This window comes from Pseudomonas sp. JE3303 (assembly GCF_056312565.1).
The window spans coordinates 36,519-57,517 of sequence record NZ_JBWGIF010000001.1 but is presented as its reverse complement, the minus strand read 5'-3'; the positions used below and the strand labels follow the sequence as shown (position 1 = coordinate 57,517).

Below are 20,999 nucleotides of genomic sequence, written 5' to 3'. Positions count from 1 at the left end.
AAACGGAAGACACTAAGTTAGCTGGTATACGCAAACGTTTAAGACATATTTGTTATAACCCTTAGCGGTTACCTACATATCAGTTCTATCAATGTGCCATTACTCTGCCCCAGCCCAGCTGTCATGCGGCTTGTAGGTAAACTCCTCATTTCATGAAAGGCTTTTCATACGTGCCATGGCGGTCAGGAAGCCGCTGTCTATACTGCGGATGAACGTGATTCGTTGATGAGGCCCGACTGCAGTCTGCAGGGGCACGGCCGTCAGAGATCGCTGTCTTGACCCCCGCTCCCTCCGCTCAGGTCCATGCCTCCGGGACAACAAGAACGATAAAGGGGACCCGCAATGAAGCGACATCCACCTGTCTGGATGGGCCTGCTGTTGTGGTTGATGATGGGTCCCGCGCACGCTGCGTGGACCGTGAACATGGCGCCGGGGGCGACGGAAGTCAGCAACGCCGTGTTCGATCTGCACATGACCATTTTCTGGATCTGCGTGATCATCGGTGTCGTGGTCTTCGGGGCGATGTTCTGGTCGATGGTCATCCACCGGCGCTCCACCGGCCAGGAGGCGGCGCATTTTCACGAGCACACCTGGGTGGAAATCCTCTGGACAGTGGTGCCCTTTCTTATCCTTGTGGCCATGGCGATTCCGGCCACCAAGACCCTCATCGACATCTATGACGCCAGCGATTCGGACATCGACATCCAGGTCACCGGCTACCAGTGGAAATGGCACTACAAGTACCTGGGCCAGGACGTCGAGTTCTTCAGCAACCTTTCAACCCCTTCCGAACAGATCCGTAATGACTCGCCCAAGGGGGAACACTACCTGCTTGAAGTCGACCAGCCGCTGGTGCTGCCGGTCGGCGCCAAGGTGCGCTTCCTGATCACTGCCGCCGACGTCATTCATTCATGGTGGGTGCCGGCCTTCGCGGTCAAGCGTGACGCCATTCCTGGTTTCGTCAACGAGGCCTGGACGCGTATCGAAAAGCCAGGCGTCTACCGCGGCCAGTGCACCGAGCTGTGTGGGAAAGACCATGGCTTCATGCCGGTGGTGGTCGAGGTCAAGTCCAAGGCCGATTACGACACCTGGCTAGGCGAGCGCAAGGCCGAGGCGGCCAAGCTCAAGGAGCTGACCAGCAAGGAATGGACCCTGCAGGAGCTGGTCGAGCGCGGCGACAAGGTCTACCACACCACTTGCGTGGCCTGTCACCAGGCCGAGGGCCAGGGCCTGCCGCCGATGTTCCCGGCACTCAAGGGCTCGAAGATCGCCACCGGGCCCATCAGCGAGCACCTGGGCATTGTCTTCCACGGCAAGGCCGGCACCGCCATGGCCGCATTCGGCAAGCAGCTTTCGGAAGTGGACATCGCCGCCGTGGTGACCTACGAGCGCAACGCCTGGGGCAACAATAAAGGTGACATGGTCACGCCCAAGGATGTGCTAGCGCTCAAGCAGGCTGAAGGCCAATGAGCCGGTCAGCCAGCTACTTGATTGCAGGAGACAGGACATGAGTGCAGTGATTGACGAGCATGGCCACGGTCATGAGCATGCCCACGGGCCGGCCAAGGGACTCATGCGCTGGGTGCTGACCACCAACCACAAGGACATCGGCACGATGTACCTGTGGTTCAGTTTCACGATGTTCCTGCTGGGCGGATCCTTTGCCATGGTGATTCGCGCCGAGCTGTTCCAGCCGGGCTTGCAGATCGTGGAACCGGCGTTCTTCAACCAGATGACCACCATGCACGGCCTGATCATGGTCTTCGGCGCGGTCATGCCCGCCTTTGTCGGCCTGGCCAACTGGATGATCCCATTGATGATCGGTGCGCCGGACATGGCGCTGCCGCGGATGAACAACTTCAGTTTCTGGCTGCTGCCAGCGGCGTTCCTGCTGCTGGTATCGACGCTGTTCAGCCCGGGCGGCGGGCCCAATTTTGGCTGGACGTTCTACGCCCCGCTGTCGACTACCTACGCACCGGAGAGCGTGACCTTCTTCATCTTCGCCATCCACCTCATGGGCATCAGCTCGATCATGGGCGCGATCAACGTGATCGCCACCATTCTCAACCTGCGCGCACCCGGCATGACGCTGATGAAGATGCCGCTGTTCGTCTGGACCTGGCTGATCACGGCGTTCCTGCTGATCGCCGTGATGCCGGTGCTGGCCGGCGTGGTGACCATGATGCTGATGGACATCCACTTCGGCACCAGCTTCTTCAGCGCCGCCGGCGGGGGCGACCCGGTGCTGTTCCAGCATGTGTTCTGGTTCTTTGGCCACCCCGAGGTCTACATCATGATCCTGCCGGCCTTTGGCGCGGTCAGCTCGATCATCCCGGCGTTTTCACGCAAGCCGCTGTTCGGCTACACCTCGATGGTCTACGCCACCGGCGCCATCGCCTTCCTGTCGTTCATCGTCTGGGCCCACCATATGTTCGTGGTCGGCATCCCGGTGGTCGGCGAACTCTTCTTCATGTACGCCACCATGCTGATCGCGGTGCCGACCGGTGTGAAGGTATTCAACTGGGTAAGCACCATGTGGCAGGGGGCAATGACCTTCGAGACGCCGATGCTGTTTGCCATTGCCTTTGTCATCCTGTTCACCATCGGCGGCTTTTCCGGGTTGATGCTGGCCATCGCCCCGGCCGACTTCCAGTACCACGACACCTACTTCGTAGTGGCGCACTTCCATTACGTGCTGGTTCCGGGAGCGATCTTCGGGATCTTCGCCTCGGCCTATTACTGGCTGCCGAAGTGGACCGGCCACATGTATGACGAAACCCTCGGCAAGCTGCACTTCTGGCTGTCGTTCATCGGCATGAACATGGCATTTTTCCCTATGCACTTCGTAGGCCTGGCGGGGATGCCGCGGCGGGTGCCGGACTACAACCTGCAGTTCGCCGACTTCAATATGGTCTCCTCGATCGGCGCCTTCACCTTTGGCGCTACGCAGATCTTCTTCCTTTTCATTGTCATCAAGTGCATCCGCGGCGGCGAGCCGGCCCCGGCCAAGCCATGGGATGGCGCCGACGGTTTGGAGTGGTCGGTCCCCTCGCCCGCGCCCTACCACACCTTCCAGACACCTCCGGAAGTGAAATGAGATGAACGACAGGGCTCCGCTGCGCCGCCTGGTGCTTCGCCTCGGCTTGATGAGCGTGGCGATGTTCGCCTTCGGCTTTGCCCTGGTGCCGATCTACGACGTGATGTGCCGGGCCTTCGGAATCAATGGCAAGACGGGCGGGCAGTACGAGGGCAGCCAGGTCAGCGACCCCTCGCGGACCGTGCGGGTGCAGTTCATGTCGACCACTGCGCGTGACATGGTCTGGGAGTTTCATTCCACGGCCGACCAGTTGGAGGTCAACCCGGGCGCGGTGAACCAGATGATATTCGTCGCCCGCAACCCGACAGACCGGCCGATGACCGCCCAGGCAATCCCCAGCATCACCCCAGCCGAAGCGGCGGCGTATTTCCACAAGACCGAGTGCTTCTGCTTTGGCCAGCAGGTGTTGCAGCCCGGTGAGCGCATCGAGATGCCGGTGCGTTTCATTGTCGACCGCGACCTGCCTGGCAGCGTGAAGCACCTGACACTGGCCTACACCTTGTTCGATATCACCGCACGCACGCCTGCGGCGGCGCGATAAGGAGAACAGCAATGGCAAGTCACGAGCCGTACTACGTTCCGGCGCAGAGCAAATGGCCGATCATTGCCACGCTGAGCCTGTTGATTACCGTGTTCGGCCTTGGGACCTGGTTCAACGATCTCAAGGCCGGGCACGAACAGTCCCATGGGCCATGGATATTTTTCGCAGGTGCCCTGTGCCTGGCCTACATGCTGTTCGGTTGGTTCGGCGCGGTGGTCAAGGAGAGTCACGCCGGACTCTACAGCGCGCAGCTCGACCGCTCGTTCCGCTGGGGCATGTCGTGGTTCATCTTTTCGGAGGTGATGTTCTTCTTCGCCTTCTTCGGGGTGCTGTTCTACGTGCGGGTGCTGGCCGGCCCCTGGCTCGGGGGCGAAGGCCACAAGGGTGTATCGCACATGCTGTGGCCGAGCTTCGAGTTCGCCTGGCCGCTTCTGCATACGCCTGATCCGAAGCTCTTTCCGCCGCCTCGTGAGGTGATCGACCCGTGGCACTTGCCGCTGATCAACACCATTTTGCTGGTCAGCTCAAGCGTGACCATTACCATCGCCCACCACGCCCTGCGCAAGGATCATCGCGGCCCGCTGAAACTGTGGCTCGGGGTGACCATCCTGCTTGGCCTGCTGTTCTTGCTGTTGCAGGCGTACGAGTACCACGAGGCCTACAACGAATTGGGGCTGACGCTAGGGTCGGGGATCTATGGGGCGACGTTCTTCATGCTCACGGGTTTCCACGGCGCCCACGTGACCATGGGCACACTGATTCTCAGCGTGATGCTGGTGCGTATTCTGCGCGGGCACTTCAATCCCGAGAAACACTTCGGCTTCGAGGCGGCCAGCTGGTACTGGCACTTCGTCGATGTGGTCTGGGTCGGCTTGTTCATTTTCGTCTACGTACTGTAGTCCGCTTCAGAAGGGTGCGTGGGACACCAGCTGGCCGCTGTAGAGGCCCCAGGTGATCAGCGCCAGGGTCAGCGCGGCCAGGGTCACGCGTACGGTCAGGGCCTTGAGCAGGCGGGTGGAGTTGCCGTCGTCCTTGACCAGAAACACCAGGCCACTGAACAGGCTGGCGATGGTGGCCAGCAGCAGCAGGACAATCGCGGCTTTGAGCATGGCGGGGCTCCAGGGGGACACGGTGATGACTGTCAGTATAGCGGGGGCTCGATGATGCCTTTTCGACCGGGCCTGGTGCCAAGCCTGGTGGTGGCGCTGCTGCTGCCGGGGCTGATCGGCCTCGGCTGCTGGCAGCTTGGGCGGGCCGAGCAGAAACGCGAGCTGCTGGCGGCGCAGGCCGAGCGGCGAGTCGAAGCGCCGGTGTCTGTCGGACAGCTGTCTGGAACGCCTGACGTGGCGTATCGCCGGGTTCACCTGCAGGGCACCTTCGATGGCGGGCACAGCCTGTTGTTGGACAACCGCCTGCGTGATGGCCAGGCGGGGGTCGAGCTGTTGCAGCCGTTCCAGGACCAGGCCAGCGGACAGTGGTTGCTGATCAACCGTGGCTGGCTGCCCTGGCCTGACCGTCGTGTGCCGGTGGCCATCGATACACCAGCGCATAGCCTTGCGCTGAACGCCTGGGTCTACGTAGCCCCGGGCAGCACCTTCCAGCTACGCGCCGATCCGGTGGGTGGCCGCTGGCCGCATTTGCTGACCGCCATCGACGCCAGCCAACTGTGGCCACAGCTGCAACGCGAGGGCTTTGCCCACGAACTGCGCCTGGAACCCGGCCCCGCCAGCTACCGGCTGGACTGGCCAATCGTCGCCATGGGCCCGGAAAAGCACCTTGGCTATGCGGTCCAGTGGTTCGCCCTGGCTACCACGCTGCTACTGCTCTACCTCTATCTTGGCTGGCACAACCACAAGGAGCGCCCTCATGGCAGCGGCCACAAGTCCACCCGACACGCGTGAAAAGCCCAGGTCGCGGGCCCGCGGCCGCCTCCAGCTGATCCTTATCCTGTTGGTGGTTTTGGGCCCTATGATCCTGGCCACCAGCATGTACCGGATGCAGTTCTGGGTGCCGGACAGCCGCAGCTACCACGGGCAGATGATCGGAGACGGCCTGAGCCGCAGTGATCTTGGCGTGGATGCCGGCGAGCAGCGCTGGCAGCTGCTGGTCAGTGTCCCTGCCGAGTGCGATCAGGACTGCCGGCAGCTGGTCTACCTGGCGCGGCAGATCCAGATCGGCCTGGGGCGTGACGCCAGCCGCGCCAGCCATGCCCTTGCGGCCGCGCAGCCTTTGCCGTCCGACTACCAGGCACTGCTTGCCCAGGAGTACCCGCAGTTGCAGCGCTACCCGCTGGATCTCGCGCGTTACAGCCGGCGCGTCAGCCAGCCGGGTGCGCAACTGTGGATCGTCGACCCGCACGGCAACCTGGTACTGCGGTATGACGCCAAGGTCAACGGCAAGCATGTGCTCGGCGACCTGCGTCACCTGCTCAAGCTGTCCAATATCGGCTAGGAGCCCATCATGGCCAGACCCGGTTACCGCCTTGCCGTGTTCGCCACCCTGCTGGCACTGCTCGTCGTACTGCTCGGGGCCTATACTCGCCTGACGCACGCCGGACTCGGCTGCCCCGACTGGCCGGGGTGCTACGGCTTTATCAGTGTGCCCAAGACCGAAGCCCAGCTTGCGCATGCCGAGCTGCATTTTCCCGATGCGCCGGTAGAGGCACACAAGGGCTGGGCGGAGATGACCCATCGCTACTTTGCAGGCACCCTCGCGCTGGTCATCGCCGCGCTGGCGGCGCAGGCCGTGCGCCGGCGTGCCGAGAGCGGCCAGCCGTGCCGCTTGCCGCTGCTGTTGCTGGGCGTAGTGCTGGCGCAGGCGGCGTTCGGCATGTGGACGGTAACGCTCAAGCTTTGGCCGCAGGTGGTAACCGCGCATCTGCTGGGCGGGTTCATGACCTTGAGCCTGCTGTTCTTGCTGAGCCTGCGTCTGTCGGGGGCGTTTGCTCCACTGCCCCGGCTTCCCCTGAGCGTGCGGCGCCTCGCGGCCCTGGCCCTGCTGATGGTGATCGGACAGATCGCGCTGGGCGGGTGGGTCAGCGCCAACTATGCGGCTGTGGCCTGCATCGACCTGCCCACCTGCCATGGCGAGTGGTGGCCGACAGCGGATTTCACCAATGGGTTTCACCTGACCCAGCACATCGGCCCCAACTACCTGGGTGGTCAGCTGGACAGCGATGCGCGCACGGCCATTCACATCAGCCATCGCCTGGGCGCGGTGCTGGTCACGGGCGTGCTGCTGTTGCTGAGCTACAGGCTCTACCGCCATGGGCTGTCTGGCTTATCGCGCCTGGTGCTGCTGGGCCTGGCGGTGCAACTGGGACTGGGCATCAGCAATGTGCTGTTCCACCTGCCGCTCGCGGTGGCGGTGGCGCACAACGCCGGTGGCGCGGCCTTGCTGTTGGGAATGGTGCTGGTCAACTACCGCATACGTGTGGCCGACAAGGTACGGCTTGGCCAAGGCTCTCGCGTGCTGGCGCTTGGCAATAACCCTGCCGCACCGGGGCTGGGTGATGTACCGTGATAGCCAGCCGCTTACCGACCACTACTGTTGCCAGACTATGACCCGAACCCAGAAAACCGTATTCATCCTCGTTGCCCTGGTCGCGCTGATCATGGGCCTTACCGTCAACAAGGTGCTCACCGGCCGCAGCGAGGGCAATCCGGCCGAGCTCATCGATGCCGGTATCATCCTGCTGCCCCAGAGCCGCACGGTCCCCGCCGTGGAGATGACCGACGAGAAAGGCCAACCGGTGGCGCTCGACGAGCTCAAGGGCAAATGGTCACTGCTGTTTTTTGGCTACACCTACTGCCCGGACATCTGCCCCACCACCCTGGCCCAGTTGCGCCAGGTGAAGAGCGAGCTCCCCAAGGAGGCCGTGGACCGGTTGCAGGTCGTGTTGGTGAGTGTCGATCCGGACCGTGACACGCCGGAGCAGCTGAGGCAGTACCTGGGGTATTTCGACAAGGATTTTCGCGGGCTGACTGGCTCGATCGACAGCACTCAGAAGCTGGCCAACGGCATGAGCATTCCGTTCATCCCGGCCGACACCAGCAAGCCGGGGTACACGGTGGATCACAGCGGGAACCTGGCCATCCTGGGGCCGGATGGGCGGCAGCGTGGGTTCATTCGAGCCCCGTTCAACAACCAGAAAATGGTGGCGCAGTTGCCGAAGCTGGTGCAGAAGGAATAGACCCACGCTACATGCCGCGATGAATCAGAACGCCGGAATCACCGCGCCTTTGTACTTCTCGGTGATGAACTGCTTCACCTCGGGCGAATGCAATGCTGCAGCGAGCTTCTTCATGGCATCCGAGTCCTTGTTGTCTGGACGGGCAACAAGGATGTTCACGTAAGGCGAGTCGCTGCCTTCGATGACCAGGGCGTCCTTCTCGGGGTTGAGCTTGGCTTCCAGCGCGTAGTTGGTGTTGATCAGCGCCAGGTCGACCTGGGTCAGCACGCGCGGGATGGTGGCGGCTTCGAGCTCGCGGAACTTGAGGTTCTTGCTGTTCTCGGCGATGTCCTTGACGGTCGACAGGATATTGCCGCCATCCTTGAGCTTGATCACGCCCGCCTTGTTCAGCAGTAGCAGCGCACGGCCACCGTTGGTGGCGTCATTGGGGATGACCACGGTGGCACCGGACGGCAGCTCGCCGAGCGTCTTGATCTTGCTCGAGTAGGCGCCCAGCGGCTCCAGGTGCACACCGGCAACGCTCACCAGCGAAGTACCCTTGGCTTTGTTGAACTCGTCCAGATACGGCTGGTGCTGGAAGAAGTTGGCATCCAGGCGTTTCTCGGCAACCTGCACGTTCGGCTGGATGTAGTCAGTGAACTCCTTGACCTTCAGCTCCACCCCTTCCTTGGCCAGCTGCGGCTGGACAAACTTCAGGATTTCGGCGTGCGGCACCGGGGTGGCAGCGACGGTCAGGGACTCGGCATTGGCCGAGAAGGCCGCGACTGCGGCGACGACAGCAAGCAGTTTTTTCATGAATCACTCCTTGTGAGGGCCAAGCCGACCCCATCGGGTTACTTACGGGAAAAGTGAACGACCAGTTTGTCGCCGACGCTTTGCAGCACTTGAACCAGGATCAGCAGCAGCACCACGGTAACCACCATCACGTCGGTCTGGAAACGCTGGTAGCCGAAGCGGATCGCCAGGTCGCCCAGGCCGCCCGCGCCCACCACACCGGCCATCGCGGTATAGGACACCAGAGTGATCGCCGTGACGGTAATGGCTGCGAAAATGCCCGGACGAGCCTCTGGCAGCAGCGCATTCGTGATGATCTGGCGAGTAGTGGCGCCCATGGACTGGGTCGCCTCGATGATCCCGCGGTCGACTTCGCGCAGCGCGGTTTCCACCAGGCGGGCAAAAAACGGCGTGGCCCCGACAACCAGCGGCGGAATCGCCCCTGCGACGCCCAGCGAGGTGCCGGTGATCAGCACCGTGAATGGGATCATCACGATCAGCAGGATGATGAACGGCAGCGAGCGCAGGATATTCACCACCAGCGAAAGCAGCGCATAGACGCCCTTCTGCTCGAACATCTGCCGCGGCCCGCACAGGAACAGCAGCACGCCCAGCGGCAAGCCCAGCAGTACGGTGAAGAACAGCGAGCCGAACAGCATGATCATGGTGTCGACGGTGGCGAGCCAGATTTCGGCCCAGTCGACGTTGGCAAAGAAACCAAGGGCGTCCATTAACGCAGTACCTCCATATGAACATCAGCTGCCGAGAAGCGGGCGAACGCCGCGTCCATGTCGCCGCCGGTGACGGCCAGGGTCAATTGCCCATAGGGGGTGTCCTTGATGCGGTCGATACGCCCGGCAAGGATGCTGTAGTCCACGCCGGTTTCACGGGCCACGGTGCCCAGCAGCGGCGCATAGGTGGCATCACCCTGGAAGGTCAGGCGCACGATGCGTCCTGGCACGTGGGCGAAGTCGTCGCGCTGCTCGGCTTCATCCACCTGCTCGTCCTCCTGGACAAAGCGCTTGGTCGTGGGGTGCTGCGGGTGCAGGAACACATCGGCCACCGAACCCTGCTCGACGATCCGGCCCGCATCCATCACGGCCACGCGGTCGCACACCCGGCGGATCACGTCCATTTCATGGGTGATCAGGACGATGGTCAGCTTCAGTTCGCGGTTGATCTCGGCCAGCAGCTGCAGCACCGAGGCTGTGGTCTGCGGGTCCAGGGCGCTGGTGGCCTCGTCGCACAGCAGGATCTTCGGCCGCGTGGCCAGGGCGCGGGCGATGCCGACGCGCTGCTTCTGGCCGCCGGACAGCTGCGCCGGGTACTTTCTGGCATGCTCGGCGAGGCCGACACGGGCCAGCAGCTCGTCGACGCGCCGGTCGATCTCGCCACGCGACAACTCGGCGGCCAGGATCAGCGGCAAGGCCACGTTGTCGGCGACGGTCTTGGAGGCCAGCAGGTTGAAGTGCTGGAAGATCATGCCGACCTGCTGGCGGAAGGCGCGCAGATCACTGGCATTGAATGCGGTGACATCCTCGCCATCGACAATGATCTTGCCGCCGCTCGGCGCTTCGAGTCGGTTGATCAGGCGCAGCAGGGTACTTTTGCCTGCGCCGGAATGGCCGATCAGGCCGAAGACCTGGCCGTTTTCGACGGTCAGGCTGGTCGGGTGCAGGGCGGGAATATCCCTACCGGCGACGCGGTAGGTCTTATGGACGTTTTGAAACTCGATCACTTAGCGAACCTTGTGGGGCGCATGAATTAGGGTCAGCGGTTAGCCGGGCCGGCATTTTAGCCTTTTCGAATCGCAGTTCTTAGCATTTATTTCGTAATCATCCAATGCAACGGGCATAACGCGACAGCTGGCAACTCGGATTGAACGCTTGGCGCCGGCCTCCAGTCACTAGCAGGACAAGCCCTGAACGGGCGCCCTGATGATTGATGAGGAGACTCGGATATGCCCAGCAACAAGACCGACGCGCCGAAGCAAAGCGAACTTGCGGGAACTCAGACACCGGACCGTGCCAACGTCAATGCCAAGCTGCAAAGCCTGGAGGATGTACGCAGCGACGCCACGGGCGAGGCTCTGCGCACCAATCAGGGCGTCAAGATTTCCGACAACCAGAACACCTTGAAGGCTGGCTCGCGCGGTCCGTCGCTGCTCGAAGACTTCATCATGCGCGAGAAGATCACCCACTTCGACCATGAGCGCATCCCTGAGCGCATCGTTCATGCGCGCGGTACCGGTGCTCACGGCTTTTTCCAGAGCTACGGCAATCATGCCGAACTGACCAAGGCCGGTTTCCTGCAGGATCCGGAGAAGATCACTCCGGTATTCGTGCGTTTCTCTACTGTTCAAGGCCCGCGCGGGTCGGGTGATACCGTGCGCGATGTGCGCGGTTTTGCCACCAAGTTCTATACCGACGAAGGTATTTTTGACCTGGTCGGCAACAACATGCCGGTGTTCTTCATCCAGGACGCAATCAAGTTTCCCGATTTCGTCCATGCGGTCAAACCCGAGCCACACAACGAGATACCGACCGGTGGCTCGGCTCATGACACCTTCTGGGACTTCGTCTCGCTGGTGCCGGAGTCGGCGCACATGGTCATCTGGGCGATGTCCGACAGGGCCATCCCGCGCAGCCTGCGGATGATGGAAGGCTTCGGCGTGCATACCTTCCGCCTGATCAATGCCCAAGGCGTGGCATCGTTCGTCAAGTTCCACTGGAAACCCAAGCAGGGCGTGCACTCTGTATTGTGGGACGAGGCGCAGAAGCTGGCAGGCAAGGACACCGACTATCATCGCCGTGACCTGTGGGAAGCGATCGAGACCGGTCACTACCCAGAATGGGAACTTGGCGTGCAGATCGTGCCAGAGGCCGACGAACACAAGTTCGATTTCGACCTCCTGGATCCGACCAAGATCATCCCGGAAGAACTGGTTCCAGTAACGCCGCTCGGCAAGATGGTGCTCAACCGCAACCCGGACAACTTCTTCGCCGAGGTCGAGCAGATCGCATTCTGCCCTGGCCATATCGTGCCGGGCATCGACTTTACCAACGACCCGCTGCTGCAGGGCCGGCTGTTCTCGTATACCGATACACAGATCAGCCGTCTGGGCGGCCCGAACTTCCACGAGATCCCGATCAATCGCCCGCTGGCGCCCAACCACAATGGTCAGCGCGATGGCATGCACCGCCAGCGCATAGACCTGGGGCGTACCTCCTACGAGCCGAACTCGATCGATGGCGGCTGGCCGAAGGAGACCCCGGCCGGCCCGCAGGACGGTGGCTTCGAGACGTACCAGGAGCGTGTCGATGCGCACAAGATCCGCGAACGCAGCGAATCATTCTCCGATCACTTCTCCCAGGCCCGGCTGTTCTTCCAGAGCATGAGCCCCAACGAGCAGCAACACATCATCAATGCCTACAGCTTCGAGCTGGGCAAGGTGGAGCGCGAGCACATTCGTGTGCGTGAGGTGAACGAGATCCTGGCCAATATCGACCTGACCCTGGCGGCCGGGGTAGCAGCGAAACTTGGCCTGCCCGCGCCCACCAGCGGCACGGTGCAGGTTCCAACACCGAAATTGACCAAGTCGCCAGCCCTGAGCCAGATGAACCATCCCGGCACCATCGGCATCAGCGGACGCAAGATCGCCGTATTGGTGGCTGATGGCGTGGATGGCGCCAGCGTCGATCGACTGGTCAAGGCAATGGAAGCCGAGCGTGCACAGCCCCTCTTGCTCGGCCCGACCTCGGCGCCTGTAAAAACGGCTGACGGCCAAGAGCTGAAAGTCGATGCCTCGATGGAAGGCATGCCGTCGGTGATGTTCGATGGAGTGCTGGTGCCAGCAGGCGCCCAGGCCCTGGAGGCCGTGAGCAAGAGCGGTCTGGCGATTCACTTCCTGCTGGAGGCCTACAAGCATCTCAAGCCGCTGGCGTTGGACGCGGCGGCCAAGCCGTTGCTCGACAGGGTGGGACTTGTAGCCGATAAAGGCTTGCTGCTGGGTGATGACAAGACCACGGTTGCTGCCTTTATCAAGGCTGTGGAGCAGCACCGGGTCTGGGATCGGGAGGCTGCGGCGGAAGCGATTCCGGCGTAAGGCCAAGGGGCCCTGCCGCGGGCAAGCCCGCGGCAGGATCACTCCGCGCGATGCGGAATCAATACCACCTGAGCGGGTAGTGCGCGCTGGATCTCGTGCCGCTGTACCAGCTTGAAACCATCATCCAGCTTGCTCACACGCTTGCTCAGCAGCGTCTTCAGCCAAGGCGCATCCTGGGCGCGTGGCACCTGGAACACCACCTCGCACCGATAATTCACCACATCCGCCGCGATGTCATCGAGCTGACGGCGCATGTCCGCAATCTCAGTAGTCGTCAATGCGATCACCGTACTCGGCGCGGTCGGATCTATCAGGCGTGCTGCAGGCTTGGCCTCGGCAGCCTTCAGCGCCGCTTCGGCTTTTTCCAGTTCGGCCTTGCGCGCGGTACTGATGGCGCCATTGACGCCGCCCGTCAGCGCAGGCGCCTGGGGCATCAACACGCGGGCGCGGGCCAACGCGGTGGCGGCGGCATTGACGTCGCCCTTCTGCAGCACGATCTGGCTGCGTTGCAGGTAGGCTTCGGCCAGCTGGCGCTGGTACTGCTCCAGGCGCTGGTCGTCCGGCGACTGGGCCTGGAGACGGGTCAGCTGGTCTTCGGCGGTGGCCAGCTCATTGCTGGCAATGGTCTGCTCCAGCTGTTGCCAGGCATCGGGCTGGGCCGGGACGGCCGCCTGCTCGAGCGGGGCGCTGGAGCACGCAGCCAGGATCACGGAAAACGCGGCAAGGAGCAGATAACGTGAGGCGGACGGCTTCATTCCTGCAACTCTCTATTTGCGCAAAAAGCGAGCCAGTCTACACCGAGGTGCGCATGCTCGAAAATAAGTCTTACAGACCCTTTACCCTGGAAAGGGTTGCAGGGTGCACCAGGCGCGCACCCTACCCCTCAGCGCTTGGGAAGCGCCAGGCTCAGCAAGAATAGCATCGCCGCGCAGACCACGATCGACGGACCTGCCGGTGTGTCCTTGAACCAGGACAATGCCAGGCCGCCACACACCGCCGTGACGCCGATCAGACTCGCACCCAGGGCCATCTGCTCGGGCGAGCGGGCATGGCGTTGCGCCGCGGCGGCGGGAATGATCAGCAGCGAGGTGATCAACAGCACGCCCACGATCTTCATGGCGACCGCGATCACCACTGCGATCAGCAGCATCAGGGCCATGCGCAGCGCAGCCACCGGCAGGCCTTCCACCATGGCCAGCTCTTCGTGGACGGTAACTGCCAGCAACGGCCGCCACAGCGCCGCCAGCAGGACCAGCACCAGCGCGCTGCCGCCCAGGATCCAGCCCAGGTCGCCAGGACTGATGGCCAGCAGGTCGCCAAACAGGTAGGCCATCAGATCAATGCGCACATCGTGCATGAAGCTCAACACCACCAGGCCCAGCGAAAGGGTGCTCGGCGCCAGGATGCCCAGCAGGGTGTCCGAGGCCAGCGGCTGGCGTTGCTGCAAGGTGACCAGCAGGATTGCCAGCAGCAGGCACCCGACGGTTACCGCCAGTGCCGGGCTTACATCCAGCACAAAGCCCAGAGCCACGCCAAGCAGCGCGGCGTGTGAAAGCGTATCGCCGAAATAGGCCATGCGCCGCCAGACCACGAACGATCCCAGCGGGCCAGCCACCAACGCCAGGGCCAGACCTGCAAGCAGGGCGTAAAGAAGAAAATCAGCCATGCTTGCAATGCTCTCCGTGAACATGGGTGCCCTGCCCGGGCGCGACCACCGAGCCATGCAGGTCATGGCTGTGGTCGTGGTGGTGGTGATAGATGGCCAGCGTCGCGGCGTTGTTACCGAACAGCTCGACAAAGGCCGGGTCGCCGCTGACCTGCTCCGGATGACCCGAGCAGCAGACGTGGCGATTGAGGCAGACCACCTGGTCAGTGGTGCTCATGACCAGGTGCAGGTCATGGGACACCATCAATACGCCGCAGCCGTGACGGTCGCGCAGGCGGGTGATCAGGCCGTACAGCTCGGACTGCCCGGCGACGTCGACGCCCTGCACCGGCTCATCGAGGACCAGCAGCTCAGGCTTGCGCAGCAGCGCGCGGGCCAGCAGCACGCGCTGCATTTCGCCTCCGGATACCGTCTGCACCGGGCTGTCGATGACCTGTTCGGCACCGACTTCCTTGAGCGCGGCCAGCGCGGCAGGACGGTCCACACCGGGTACCAGGCGCAGGAAACGCAGCACTGACAGCGGCAACGTAGCGTCGACCTGAATCTTCTGCGGCATGTAGCCAATGCGCAGGCGCGGTTTGCGCCAGACACTGCCCCGGTGCGGCTTGAGCAGGCCGAGCACGGCCTTGACCAAGGTGGTCTTGCCAGCGCCGTTGGGGCCGATCAGGGTGACGATCTGCCCCGGCGCGACGCTTAGGTCGATGCTGTCGAGCACCGCGTCGCCGGCATAGGTGACGCCAACCTGTTCCAGTCGGATCAAAGCGTCGCTCATGCAGCGCTCCGGCAATTGCCGCAAAGGCCGACCACTTCGACAGTCTGCGCCTCGACGGTAAACCCCACGGTGCTGGCGCTCGCCAGGATCGCATCGCTGATGCTCGCCTGCTCCAGCTCGACGGCCACGTGGCATTCACGGCAGATCAGGAACTGACTCTGGTGCGAGTGCTCGGGATGGCTGCAGCCGATGAAGGCGTTGAGCGATGCGATGCGGTGGACCAGGCCGTTCTCCAGCAGGAAATCGAGCGCCCGGTAGACGGTCGGCGGCGCGGCGCGGCGACCATCCTGCTCGCTCAGCACCGCCAGGATATCGTAGGCCCCCAACGGCTTGTGGCTCTGCCAGACAAGCTCCAGCACACGGCGGCGCAGAGCAGTCAGGCGCAGGCCCAGGCGCGCGCAGATGGTATCGGCCTCGGTCAGCGCACTGTGGACGCAACGGGAGTGATCATGGGGGCGATGAGCCAGATGGATGATAGACATGGGCAGCGACGGTTCTGGATGGAGACGTTATTATGTTACCTGTTTCTGACCTGTCGAGTGTTCATCGTGTCCCGATTCCTAGCCCTTTTTGTCGCATTCGTCACCTTCGCCGGGGTTAGCCAGGCACAGGCCGAGGTGCGTGTGCTGACCAGCATCAAGCCGCTTCAGCAGATAGCCGCCGCGGTCCAGGAGGGGGTCGGCATCCCTGACGTGCTGTTGCCGCCCGGCGCTTCGCCGCACCACTATGCCTTGCGCCCATCCGATGTGCGGCGAGTGGCGGATGTCGACCTGCTGTACTGGATCGGCCCGGACATGGAGGGCTTTCTGCCCCGCGTGCTGGGCAACCGGAGCAAGCCCAGCGTGGCCGTGCAGGTCTTGCCACGGCTGCAGCTACGCCACTTCGGCGAAGACAGCCATTCCCACGACGAAGGCGCCGACGAGCATGACCATGATCATCGCCCCGGCAGCCTGGACGCTCATCTGTGGTTGTCGTCAGTGAATGCGCGGGTGATCGCGGCAAAGATGGCGGCAGACCTGGTCGCCGCTGATCCTGCCAATGCCGTGCGCTATCAAGCCAACCTGAAAACCTTCGACACACGCCTGGATGCCCTGGACCAGCGCATCAAGGAGCGGGTCGCGGGTATCGCCGACAAGCCATATTTCGTTTTCCACGAGGCGTTCGATTACTTCGAGTCAGCGTATGGCCTGAAGCACACCGGCGTGTTCAGCGTGGCGGCCGAGGTGCAACCTGGGGCGCAGCATGTGGCCGCGATGCGCAAGCGGTTGCAGGAAGTGGGCAAGACCTGCGTCTTCAGCGAGCCGCCGCTGCGGCCGCGCCTGGCCGAGACCCTGGTGGCGGGGTTGCCGGTCAGGCTCGCGGAGCTGGATGCTCTGGGTGGCAGCGAGGCAGCCAGTGCCCACGGGTATGAGCAATTGCTGGAGAAGATGGGCAAGGATCTGGCCGGGTGTCTGGAGCAGTTGTAGGGCGTTGCGGCCACATCGCGGGCAAGCCCGCGATGTGGCCGTGACAGTTACAACGCAAACGGCAGCGCCAGCTTCACATCCTGCCGCGCCGCCAGGCGCACCTCGAACTCGGCAGGGTCGTGGATCATCACGTCCATGCCTGCAAACGACTCGGCGGCGATCAGCCGCGAGAGCCAGAAACGCACGCAGGCCACACGCAACATCACTGGCCACAGCTCGGCTTCGGCGGCGCTGAACGGGCGTAGCGCCGCATATGCGCCCAGCAGGGCCTGGGCCCGTGGCACGTCGATCGCGCTGTGCTCGTCGCTGCACCAGTCGTTCAGGGTAATCGCCAGGTCATAGAGCATTGGGCCGGAACAGGCGTTGTAGAAGTCGATCACTCCGGTGAGGTGCGTGCCTTCGAACATCACGTTGTCGCGGAACAGGTCGGCGTGCAGGTTGGCCCTGGGCAGGGCCAGGATCTTCGCCTTGTGTGCATTGATCTCGTCCAGGCTGGCGTGCAGCAGGCGGCCCTGCTCCGGCGTCAGGCGCGGCAGCAGTTCGGCCCCGGTGTCCAGCATCCAGTCCAGGCCGCGGTCGGTCTTGCGCGTGATGATCCGGTCGCGGGTGGCCAGGTGGATATGCGCGAGCAATTCGCCGACCTGCGCGCAGTGCTGGTTGTTCGGTGCCTTGATGTGCTTGCCCGAGAGCCGTGGCTGCAGCAGCGCCGGTTTGCCCGCCAGCTCGCGCAGGGCGTTGCCGTCGCGGTCGCGCAAGGCATAGGGCACCGGCATGTCGGCTTCGTGGAGCACGTCGAGCAGCTCGATGAAGAACGGCATGTCTTCGACCGGTCCACGCTCAACCAGCGTCAGAACGAACTCCCCTTGTTCCAGGCTGATGAAGAAATTGCTGTTCTCTGTACCTGCGGCAATGCCCTGGAAATCGAGCAGACGGCCCAGGCCATAGGGCGCCAGAAAGGTTTCCAGCTCCGGCCGGGTCACGGGGGTGAAGACTGACATGATCAAAAAACGCCCATACGGGCACTTCCGACTGGAAGTGCCAGGTTGATGTGAAGGGTACGCGCTACCTTACCACTCGAAGATCTTCCACGATGGAATCAGCATGTCCGGCTGGTCGGAACGTACGAAGTTGCCTTCCGAACCGTCGGCGCGTACCAGAAAATAAGGCTTGCCGGTCTTCGGCGTGACCTTGATCGCATACAGGAAACCGTTCTGGCGGTACTCCTGGATGGTTTTGTCGCCTTCCGTGCGAATGGTCACCTCGGGATCGGCCGAGGGGGCGTCGTCCGCCGCCAGGGTGACGACAGGCGTGGTTGCCAACAGGCCGAGCAGTAACAGGCGATTGAGTGTCCGCATGATAACCTTGTCCCTTTGTCGTCCAGTTTTCCGGATATTCTAGCGCCGGACCCGTCGAAAAGGTTGATTCTGCTCATGAGCCTAGCGCCCCTCGTCCTAGTGGACGGCTCCTCCTACCTGTACCGCGCCTTTCACGCGCTGCCCCCGCTTACCACTTCCAAGGGCATGCCGACGGGTGCGGTCAAGGGCGTGCTGAACATGCTCAAGAGCCTGCGCAAGCAATACCCGGACGGTCTGTTCGCGGTGGTCTTCGACGCCAAGGGCGGTACCTTCCGCGACGCCATGTTCGCTGAATACAAGGCCAATCGCCCCAGCATGCCCGATGACCTGCGCGTGCAGATCGAGCCGCTGCACGCCAGCGTGCGAGCCTTGGGCTATCCACTGCTGTGCGTCGAAGGCGTCGAGGCCGACGATGTGATAGGCACTCTGGCCCGCAGCAGCGCCGCGGCCGGCCGACCGGTGGTCATCTCCACCGGCGACAAGGACATGGCGCAACTGGTCGACGGCCATATCACCCTGGTCAACACCATGACGGGCAGCGTGCTGGACGTGGCCGGGGTGCACGAGAAATTCGGCGTCGGTCCCGAGCACATCATCGATTTCCTGGCGCTGATGGGCGACAAGGTCGATAACATTCCGGGCGTGCCGGGTGTCGGCGAGAAAACCGCCGTGGGCCTGCTGACCGGCATTGGCGGCGGCCTGCGCGAGGTGTACGAGAACCTGGACAAGGTCGCGGGCCTGTCCGTGCGTGGCGCCAAGTCATTGGCTGCCAAGCTTGAGGAGCACCGCGACGCGGCGTTCCTGTCCTATGAGCTGGCGACCATCAAGATCGATGTGCCGCTGGATGTCGAGGTCGAGGCACTGGTGTGCGGCGAGCCTGACCGCGAGGCGTTGCTGGCGCTGTACAACGAGATGGAGTTCCGCAGCTGGATCGCCGATGTGCAGCGCGACGCCGCGCGCTCCGGCGAGCCTGTGCCGGAGGTGGCCGAGGAGCTTCCTGCTGCTGAAGCCGTCGAGGCGAAGTACGAGACCATCCTTGACCAGGCCCGCTTCGACGCCTGGCTCGAAAAGCTGCGCCAGGCGCCGCTGTTCGCCTTCGACACCGAGACTACCGGCCTGGACGCCCAGCGTGCCCAGCTGGTCGGCCTGTCGTTTGCCGTCCAGGCGCATGAAGCGGCCTACGTGCCGCTCACCCATGACTACGCCGACGCACCCCAGCAGCTGGATCGCGACAGCGTGCTGCTGGCGCTCAAGCCACTGCTCGAAGACCCGTCCAAGGCCAAGATCGGCCAGAACGCCAAGTACGACATCAATATCCTCGCCAACTGCGCCATCGGCGGCGACCCGTCCCAGGGTATCCACATGCGCGGCGTGGCGTACGACACCATGCTCGAGTCCTATGTGCTGGACTCCACGGCCACCCGCCATGACATGGACAGCCTGGCGCTCAAGTACCTGGGTCATACCACGATTGCCTTCCAGGATGTCGCCGGCAAGGGCGCCAAACAGCTGACCTTCAACCAGATCCCGCTGGAACTGGCGGGTCCATATGCCGCCGAAGACGCCGATATCACCCTGCGTCTGCACCAGGCCCTGCAGGCACGCCTGGAAAAGACGCCCAGCGTGCAGCCGGTGCTGGCCGACATCGAGATGCCACTGGTGCCGGTGCTGGCGAAGATCGAGCGCCAGGGCGCGCTGGTTGATGCGGCGCTGCTGGGCATCCAGAGCCAGGAGCTGGGGGTGAAGATGGCCCAGCTGGAACGTGAGGCCTACGAGATTGCCGGTGAAGAGTTCAACCTTGGCTCGCCCAAGCAACTGGGCGTGATTCTCTACGACAAACTGGGAATGCCGGTGCTGAGCAAGACCGCCAAGGGCCAGGCTTCCACCGCCGAGGCCGTGCTGGCGGAGCTGGCCGAGCAGGACTACCCACTGCCCAGGGTGCTGATGCAGTACCGCTCGCTGAGCAAGCTCAAGAGCACCTATACCGACCGCCTGCCCGAGCAGATCAACCCTCGCACCGGGCGTATCCACACGTCCTATCAGCAGGCCGTGGCCGCGACCGGGCGCTTGTCATCCAGCGATCCGAACCTGCAGAACATCCCCATCCGCACAGCCGAAGGACGGCGCATCCGCCAGGCCTTCGTCGCCAGCCCCGGCTACCGCCTGCTGGCCGCGGACTACTCGCAGATCGAGCTGCGCATCATGGCACACCTGGCCAAGGACGAAGGCCTGCTGCATGCCTTCCGCAACGATCTGGACGTGCACCGGGCCACTGCCGCCGAGGTGTTCGGAGTGGAGCTTGAGGCAGTCACCAACGATCAGCGCCGCAGCGCCAAGGCGATCAACTTTGGCCTGATCTATGGCATGAGCGCCTTCGGCCTGGCCAAGCAGATCGGCGTCGACCGCAAACAGTCCCAGGATTACATCGACCGCTACTTCGCCCGCTACCCTGGCGTGCTCGCCTACATGGAGCGCACTCGTGCCCAGGCTGCGGAGCAAGGATTCGTCGAGACGCTGTTTGGCCGGCGCTTGTACCTGCCAGACATCAATGCCAAGAACCAGGCTCTGCGCAAGGGCGCCGAACGCACAGCGATCAACGCGCCGATGCAGGGCACCGCGGCCGATATCATCAAGCGCGCCATGGTGGCGGTGGACAGCTGGCTGGGCGAGTCGGGCCTGGATGCGCGGGTGATCCTGCAGGTACACGACGAACTCGTGCTGGAGGTTCGCGAAGACCTGGTTGAGCAGGTCAAGACGGAAATCCGGCCGTACATGAGCAACGCTGCGCAGCTTGATGTTCCGCTGCTGGTGGAAGTTGGTGCAGGCGCGAATTGGGATGAGGCGCATTGACCCATCGCAAATAGTTTTCAGTTCGCTGGAACTTTCGCGACGTATTATGACTCTGAGTTATCGATTGGCTGGTGAAGCCTTTCGATGCTCCTATGTTGTGTTAAGTGTTGGCAGATATTCGGACCCCGCCCTAGCGGTCCGAACTTGGACCCCGAACTTCCCCCTCCCCATATGAAGTCCG

The 20,999-nt window shown here is 63.1% G+C and carries 21 protein-coding genes; 11 read left to right on the top strand and 10 right to left on the bottom strand.

Going from position 1 to position 20,999, the window contains the following annotated elements:
- Positions 1-342: 342 nt before the first annotated feature.
- From coxB to AC0ZZU_RS00265, 4 genes are read left to right on the top strand one after another with little or no spacing between them, the layout of a single operon-like run.
- Positions 343-1,470, top strand: coding sequence for a cytochrome c oxidase subunit II (gene coxB / locus AC0ZZU_RS00280; RefSeq protein WP_476338160.1), 1,128 nt, complete (start codon positions 343-345; stop codon positions 1,468-1,470).
- Positions 1,471-1,507: 37 nt separating this feature from the next.
- Complete coding sequence (gene ctaD, locus AC0ZZU_RS00275) at positions 1,508-3,097, top strand: cytochrome c oxidase subunit I (protein WP_158460890.1); 1,590 nt, start codon at positions 1,508-1,510, stop codon at positions 3,095-3,097.
- A 1-nt stretch (position 3,098) separates the two neighbouring features.
- Positions 3,099-3,638: a cytochrome c oxidase assembly protein gene (locus AC0ZZU_RS00270; protein ID WP_476338157.1), complete on the top strand. Its 540-nt coding sequence runs from the start codon at positions 3,099-3,101 to the stop codon at positions 3,636-3,638.
- Positions 3,639-3,649: 11 nt separating this feature from the next.
- On the top strand, positions 3,650-4,537 hold the full coding sequence (locus tag AC0ZZU_RS00265; RefSeq protein ID WP_476338155.1) for a cytochrome c oxidase subunit 3: 888 nt from the start codon (positions 3,650-3,652) through the stop codon (positions 4,535-4,537).
- A 6-nt stretch (positions 4,538-4,543) separates the two neighbouring features.
- On the opposite strand, the gene AC0ZZU_RS00260 is transcribed toward AC0ZZU_RS00265, so the two are convergent.
- Positions 4,544-4,747 (bottom strand): twin transmembrane helix small protein, encoded by a 204-nt coding sequence (locus tag AC0ZZU_RS00260; protein ID WP_158460893.1) that lies wholly within the window; start codon positions 4,745-4,747, stop codon positions 4,544-4,546.
- A 51-nt stretch (positions 4,748-4,798) separates the two neighbouring features.
- Between AC0ZZU_RS00260 and AC0ZZU_RS00255 the strand changes: the two genes are divergently transcribed.
- The 4 genes from AC0ZZU_RS00255 to AC0ZZU_RS00240 are packed head-to-tail and all read left to right on the top strand — an operon-like array spanning position 4,799 to position 7,830.
- Positions 4,799-5,539, top strand: a complete 741-nt coding sequence (locus AC0ZZU_RS00255; protein WP_476338153.1) for an SURF1 family protein — start codon at positions 4,799-4,801, stop codon at positions 5,537-5,539.
- Complete coding sequence (locus tag AC0ZZU_RS00250; RefSeq protein WP_476338151.1) at positions 5,505-6,089, top strand: hypothetical protein; 585 nt, start codon at positions 5,505-5,507, stop codon at positions 6,087-6,089. The genes AC0ZZU_RS00255 and AC0ZZU_RS00250 overlap by 35 nt, the downstream gene beginning before the upstream one ends.
- A gap of 9 nt (positions 6,090-6,098) precedes the next feature.
- A complete protein-coding gene (locus AC0ZZU_RS00245; protein WP_476338149.1) occupies positions 6,099-7,160 on the top strand; it encodes a COX15/CtaA family protein in 1,062 nt (353 codons plus the stop codon).
- 37 nt (positions 7,161-7,197) lie between these two features.
- The gene (locus AC0ZZU_RS00240; protein WP_476338147.1) at positions 7,198-7,830 is read left to right on the top strand and encodes an SCO family protein; all 633 of its coding nucleotides are present in this window, start codon (positions 7,198-7,200) and stop codon (positions 7,828-7,830) included.
- A 24-nt stretch (positions 7,831-7,854) separates the two neighbouring features.
- Here AC0ZZU_RS00240 and AC0ZZU_RS00235 read toward each other — a convergent pair whose 3' ends face one another.
- The 3 genes from AC0ZZU_RS00235 to AC0ZZU_RS00225 are packed head-to-tail and all read right to left on the bottom strand — an operon-like array spanning position 7,855 to position 10,342.
- On the bottom strand, positions 7,855-8,625 hold the full coding sequence (locus AC0ZZU_RS00235; protein WP_476338145.1) for a MetQ/NlpA family ABC transporter substrate-binding protein: 771 nt from the start codon (positions 8,623-8,625) through the stop codon (positions 7,855-7,857).
- Between the two features lie 38 nt (positions 8,626-8,663).
- Complete coding sequence (locus tag AC0ZZU_RS00230; RefSeq protein ID WP_476338143.1) at positions 8,664-9,335, bottom strand: methionine ABC transporter permease; 672 nt, start codon at positions 9,333-9,335, stop codon at positions 8,664-8,666.
- A complete protein-coding gene (locus AC0ZZU_RS00225; RefSeq protein ID WP_476338141.1) occupies positions 9,335-10,342 on the bottom strand; it encodes a methionine ABC transporter ATP-binding protein in 1,008 nt (335 codons plus the stop codon). Before AC0ZZU_RS00225 ends, AC0ZZU_RS00230 begins: the two co-directional genes overlap by 1 nt.
- 222 nt (positions 10,343-10,564) lie before the next feature.
- On the opposite strand from AC0ZZU_RS00225, the gene katE reads away from it, so the two are divergent.
- Positions 10,565-12,709 (top strand): catalase HPII, encoded by a 2,145-nt coding sequence (gene katE / locus AC0ZZU_RS00220; protein ID WP_476338139.1) that lies wholly within the window; start codon positions 10,565-10,567, stop codon positions 12,707-12,709.
- Positions 12,710-12,747: 38 nt separating this feature from the next.
- Here the strand turns inward: katE and AC0ZZU_RS00215 are convergent, their stop codons facing one another.
- From AC0ZZU_RS00215 to zur, 4 genes are all read right to left on the bottom strand, one after another.
- Positions 12,748-13,464, bottom strand: coding sequence for a PA5502 family lipoprotein (locus AC0ZZU_RS00215; RefSeq protein WP_476338137.1), 717 nt, complete (start codon positions 13,462-13,464; stop codon positions 12,748-12,750).
- A 128-nt stretch (positions 13,465-13,592) separates the two neighbouring features.
- Positions 13,593-14,375: a zinc ABC transporter permease subunit ZnuB gene (znuB, locus tag AC0ZZU_RS00210; RefSeq protein WP_158460902.1), complete on the bottom strand. Its 783-nt coding sequence runs from the start codon at positions 14,373-14,375 to the stop codon at positions 13,593-13,595.
- Positions 14,368-15,147 carry a zinc ABC transporter ATP-binding protein ZnuC gene (znuC, locus tag AC0ZZU_RS00205; protein WP_476338135.1) on the bottom strand — a complete coding sequence of 260 codons (780 nt, stop codon included), beginning with the start codon at positions 15,145-15,147 and terminating at the stop codon, positions 14,368-14,370. Before znuC ends, znuB begins: the two co-directional genes overlap by 8 nt.
- Entirely contained in the window at positions 15,144-15,629 is a 486-nt protein-coding gene (gene zur, locus AC0ZZU_RS00200) for a zinc uptake transcriptional repressor Zur (protein ID WP_158460904.1), read from the bottom strand. Before zur ends, znuC begins: the two co-directional genes overlap by 4 nt.
- 18 nt (positions 15,630-15,647) lie before the next feature.
- On the opposite strand from zur, the gene AC0ZZU_RS00195 reads away from it, so the two are divergent.
- Positions 15,648-16,613: a zinc ABC transporter substrate-binding protein gene (locus AC0ZZU_RS00195; protein ID WP_476338132.1), complete on the top strand. Its 966-nt coding sequence runs from the start codon at positions 15,648-15,650 to the stop codon at positions 16,611-16,613.
- 47 nt (positions 16,614-16,660) lie between these two features.
- On the opposite strand, the gene AC0ZZU_RS00190 is transcribed toward AC0ZZU_RS00195, so the two are convergent.
- Together AC0ZZU_RS00190 and AC0ZZU_RS00185 are read right to left on the bottom strand one after the other, a co-directional pair.
- Positions 16,661-17,611, bottom strand: coding sequence for a homoserine kinase (locus AC0ZZU_RS00190; RefSeq protein ID WP_476338130.1), 951 nt, complete (start codon positions 17,609-17,611; stop codon positions 16,661-16,663).
- Between the two features lie 69 nt (positions 17,612-17,680).
- On the bottom strand, positions 17,681-17,968 hold the full coding sequence (locus AC0ZZU_RS00185) for a DUF2782 domain-containing protein (RefSeq protein WP_158460907.1): 288 nt from the start codon (positions 17,966-17,968) through the stop codon (positions 17,681-17,683).
- 75 nt (positions 17,969-18,043) lie between these two features.
- On the opposite strand from AC0ZZU_RS00185, the gene polA reads away from it, so the two are divergent.
- Positions 18,044-20,818 (top strand): DNA polymerase I, encoded by a 2,775-nt coding sequence (gene polA / locus AC0ZZU_RS00180; protein WP_476338128.1) that lies wholly within the window; start codon positions 18,044-18,046, stop codon positions 20,816-20,818.
- Positions 20,819-20,999: the final 181 nt, after the last annotated feature.

Coding starts and splice junctions, on each gene's coding strand:
- zur (WP_158460904.1), bottom strand. CDS start 15,629: ATGTCTATCATCCATCTGGCTCATCGCCCCCATGATCACTCCCGTTGC.
- znuB (WP_158460902.1), bottom strand. CDS start 14,375: ATGGCTGATTTTCTTCTTTACGCCCTGCTTGCAGGTCTGGCCCTGGCG.
- AC0ZZU_RS00240 (WP_476338147.1), top strand. CDS start 7,198: ATGACCCGAACCCAGAAAACCGTATTCATCCTCGTTGCCCTGGTCGCG.
- AC0ZZU_RS00250 (WP_476338151.1), top strand. CDS start 5,505: ATGGCAGCGGCCACAAGTCCACCCGACACGCGTGAAAAGCCCAGGTCG.
- AC0ZZU_RS00195 (WP_476338132.1), top strand. CDS start 15,648: ATGGAGACGTTATTATGTTACCTGTTTCTGACCTGTCGAGTGTTCATC.
- AC0ZZU_RS00260 (WP_158460893.1), bottom strand. CDS start 4,747: ATGCTCAAAGCCGCGATTGTCCTGCTGCTGCTGGCCACCATCGCCAGC.
- AC0ZZU_RS00245 (WP_476338149.1), top strand. CDS start 6,099: ATGGCCAGACCCGGTTACCGCCTTGCCGTGTTCGCCACCCTGCTGGCA.
- ctaD (WP_158460890.1), top strand. CDS start 1,508: ATGAGTGCAGTGATTGACGAGCATGGCCACGGTCATGAGCATGCCCAC.
- AC0ZZU_RS00265 (WP_476338155.1), top strand. CDS start 3,650: ATGGCAAGTCACGAGCCGTACTACGTTCCGGCGCAGAGCAAATGGCCG.
- AC0ZZU_RS00235 (WP_476338145.1), bottom strand. CDS start 8,625: ATGAAAAAACTGCTTGCTGTCGTCGCCGCAGTCGCGGCCTTCTCGGCC.
- AC0ZZU_RS00270 (WP_476338157.1), top strand. CDS start 3,099: ATGAACGACAGGGCTCCGCTGCGCCGCCTGGTGCTTCGCCTCGGCTTG.
- katE (WP_476338139.1), top strand. CDS start 10,565: ATGCCCAGCAACAAGACCGACGCGCCGAAGCAAAGCGAACTTGCGGGA.
- AC0ZZU_RS00230 (WP_476338143.1), bottom strand. CDS start 9,335: ATGGACGCCCTTGGTTTCTTTGCCAACGTCGACTGGGCCGAAATCTGG.
- coxB (WP_476338160.1), top strand. CDS start 343: ATGAAGCGACATCCACCTGTCTGGATGGGCCTGCTGTTGTGGTTGATG.
- AC0ZZU_RS00190 (WP_476338130.1), bottom strand. CDS start 17,611: ATGTCAGTCTTCACCCCCGTGACCCGGCCGGAGCTGGAAACCTTTCTG.
- AC0ZZU_RS00185 (WP_158460907.1), bottom strand. CDS start 17,968: ATGCGGACACTCAATCGCCTGTTACTGCTCGGCCTGTTGGCAACCACG.
- AC0ZZU_RS00215 (WP_476338137.1), bottom strand. CDS start 13,464: ATGAAGCCGTCCGCCTCACGTTATCTGCTCCTTGCCGCGTTTTCCGTG.
- znuC (WP_476338135.1), bottom strand. CDS start 15,147: ATGAGCGACGCTTTGATCCGACTGGAACAGGTTGGCGTCACCTATGCC.
- AC0ZZU_RS00255 (WP_476338153.1), top strand. CDS start 4,799: ATGATGCCTTTTCGACCGGGCCTGGTGCCAAGCCTGGTGGTGGCGCTG.
- polA (WP_476338128.1), top strand. CDS start 18,044: ATGAGCCTAGCGCCCCTCGTCCTAGTGGACGGCTCCTCCTACCTGTAC.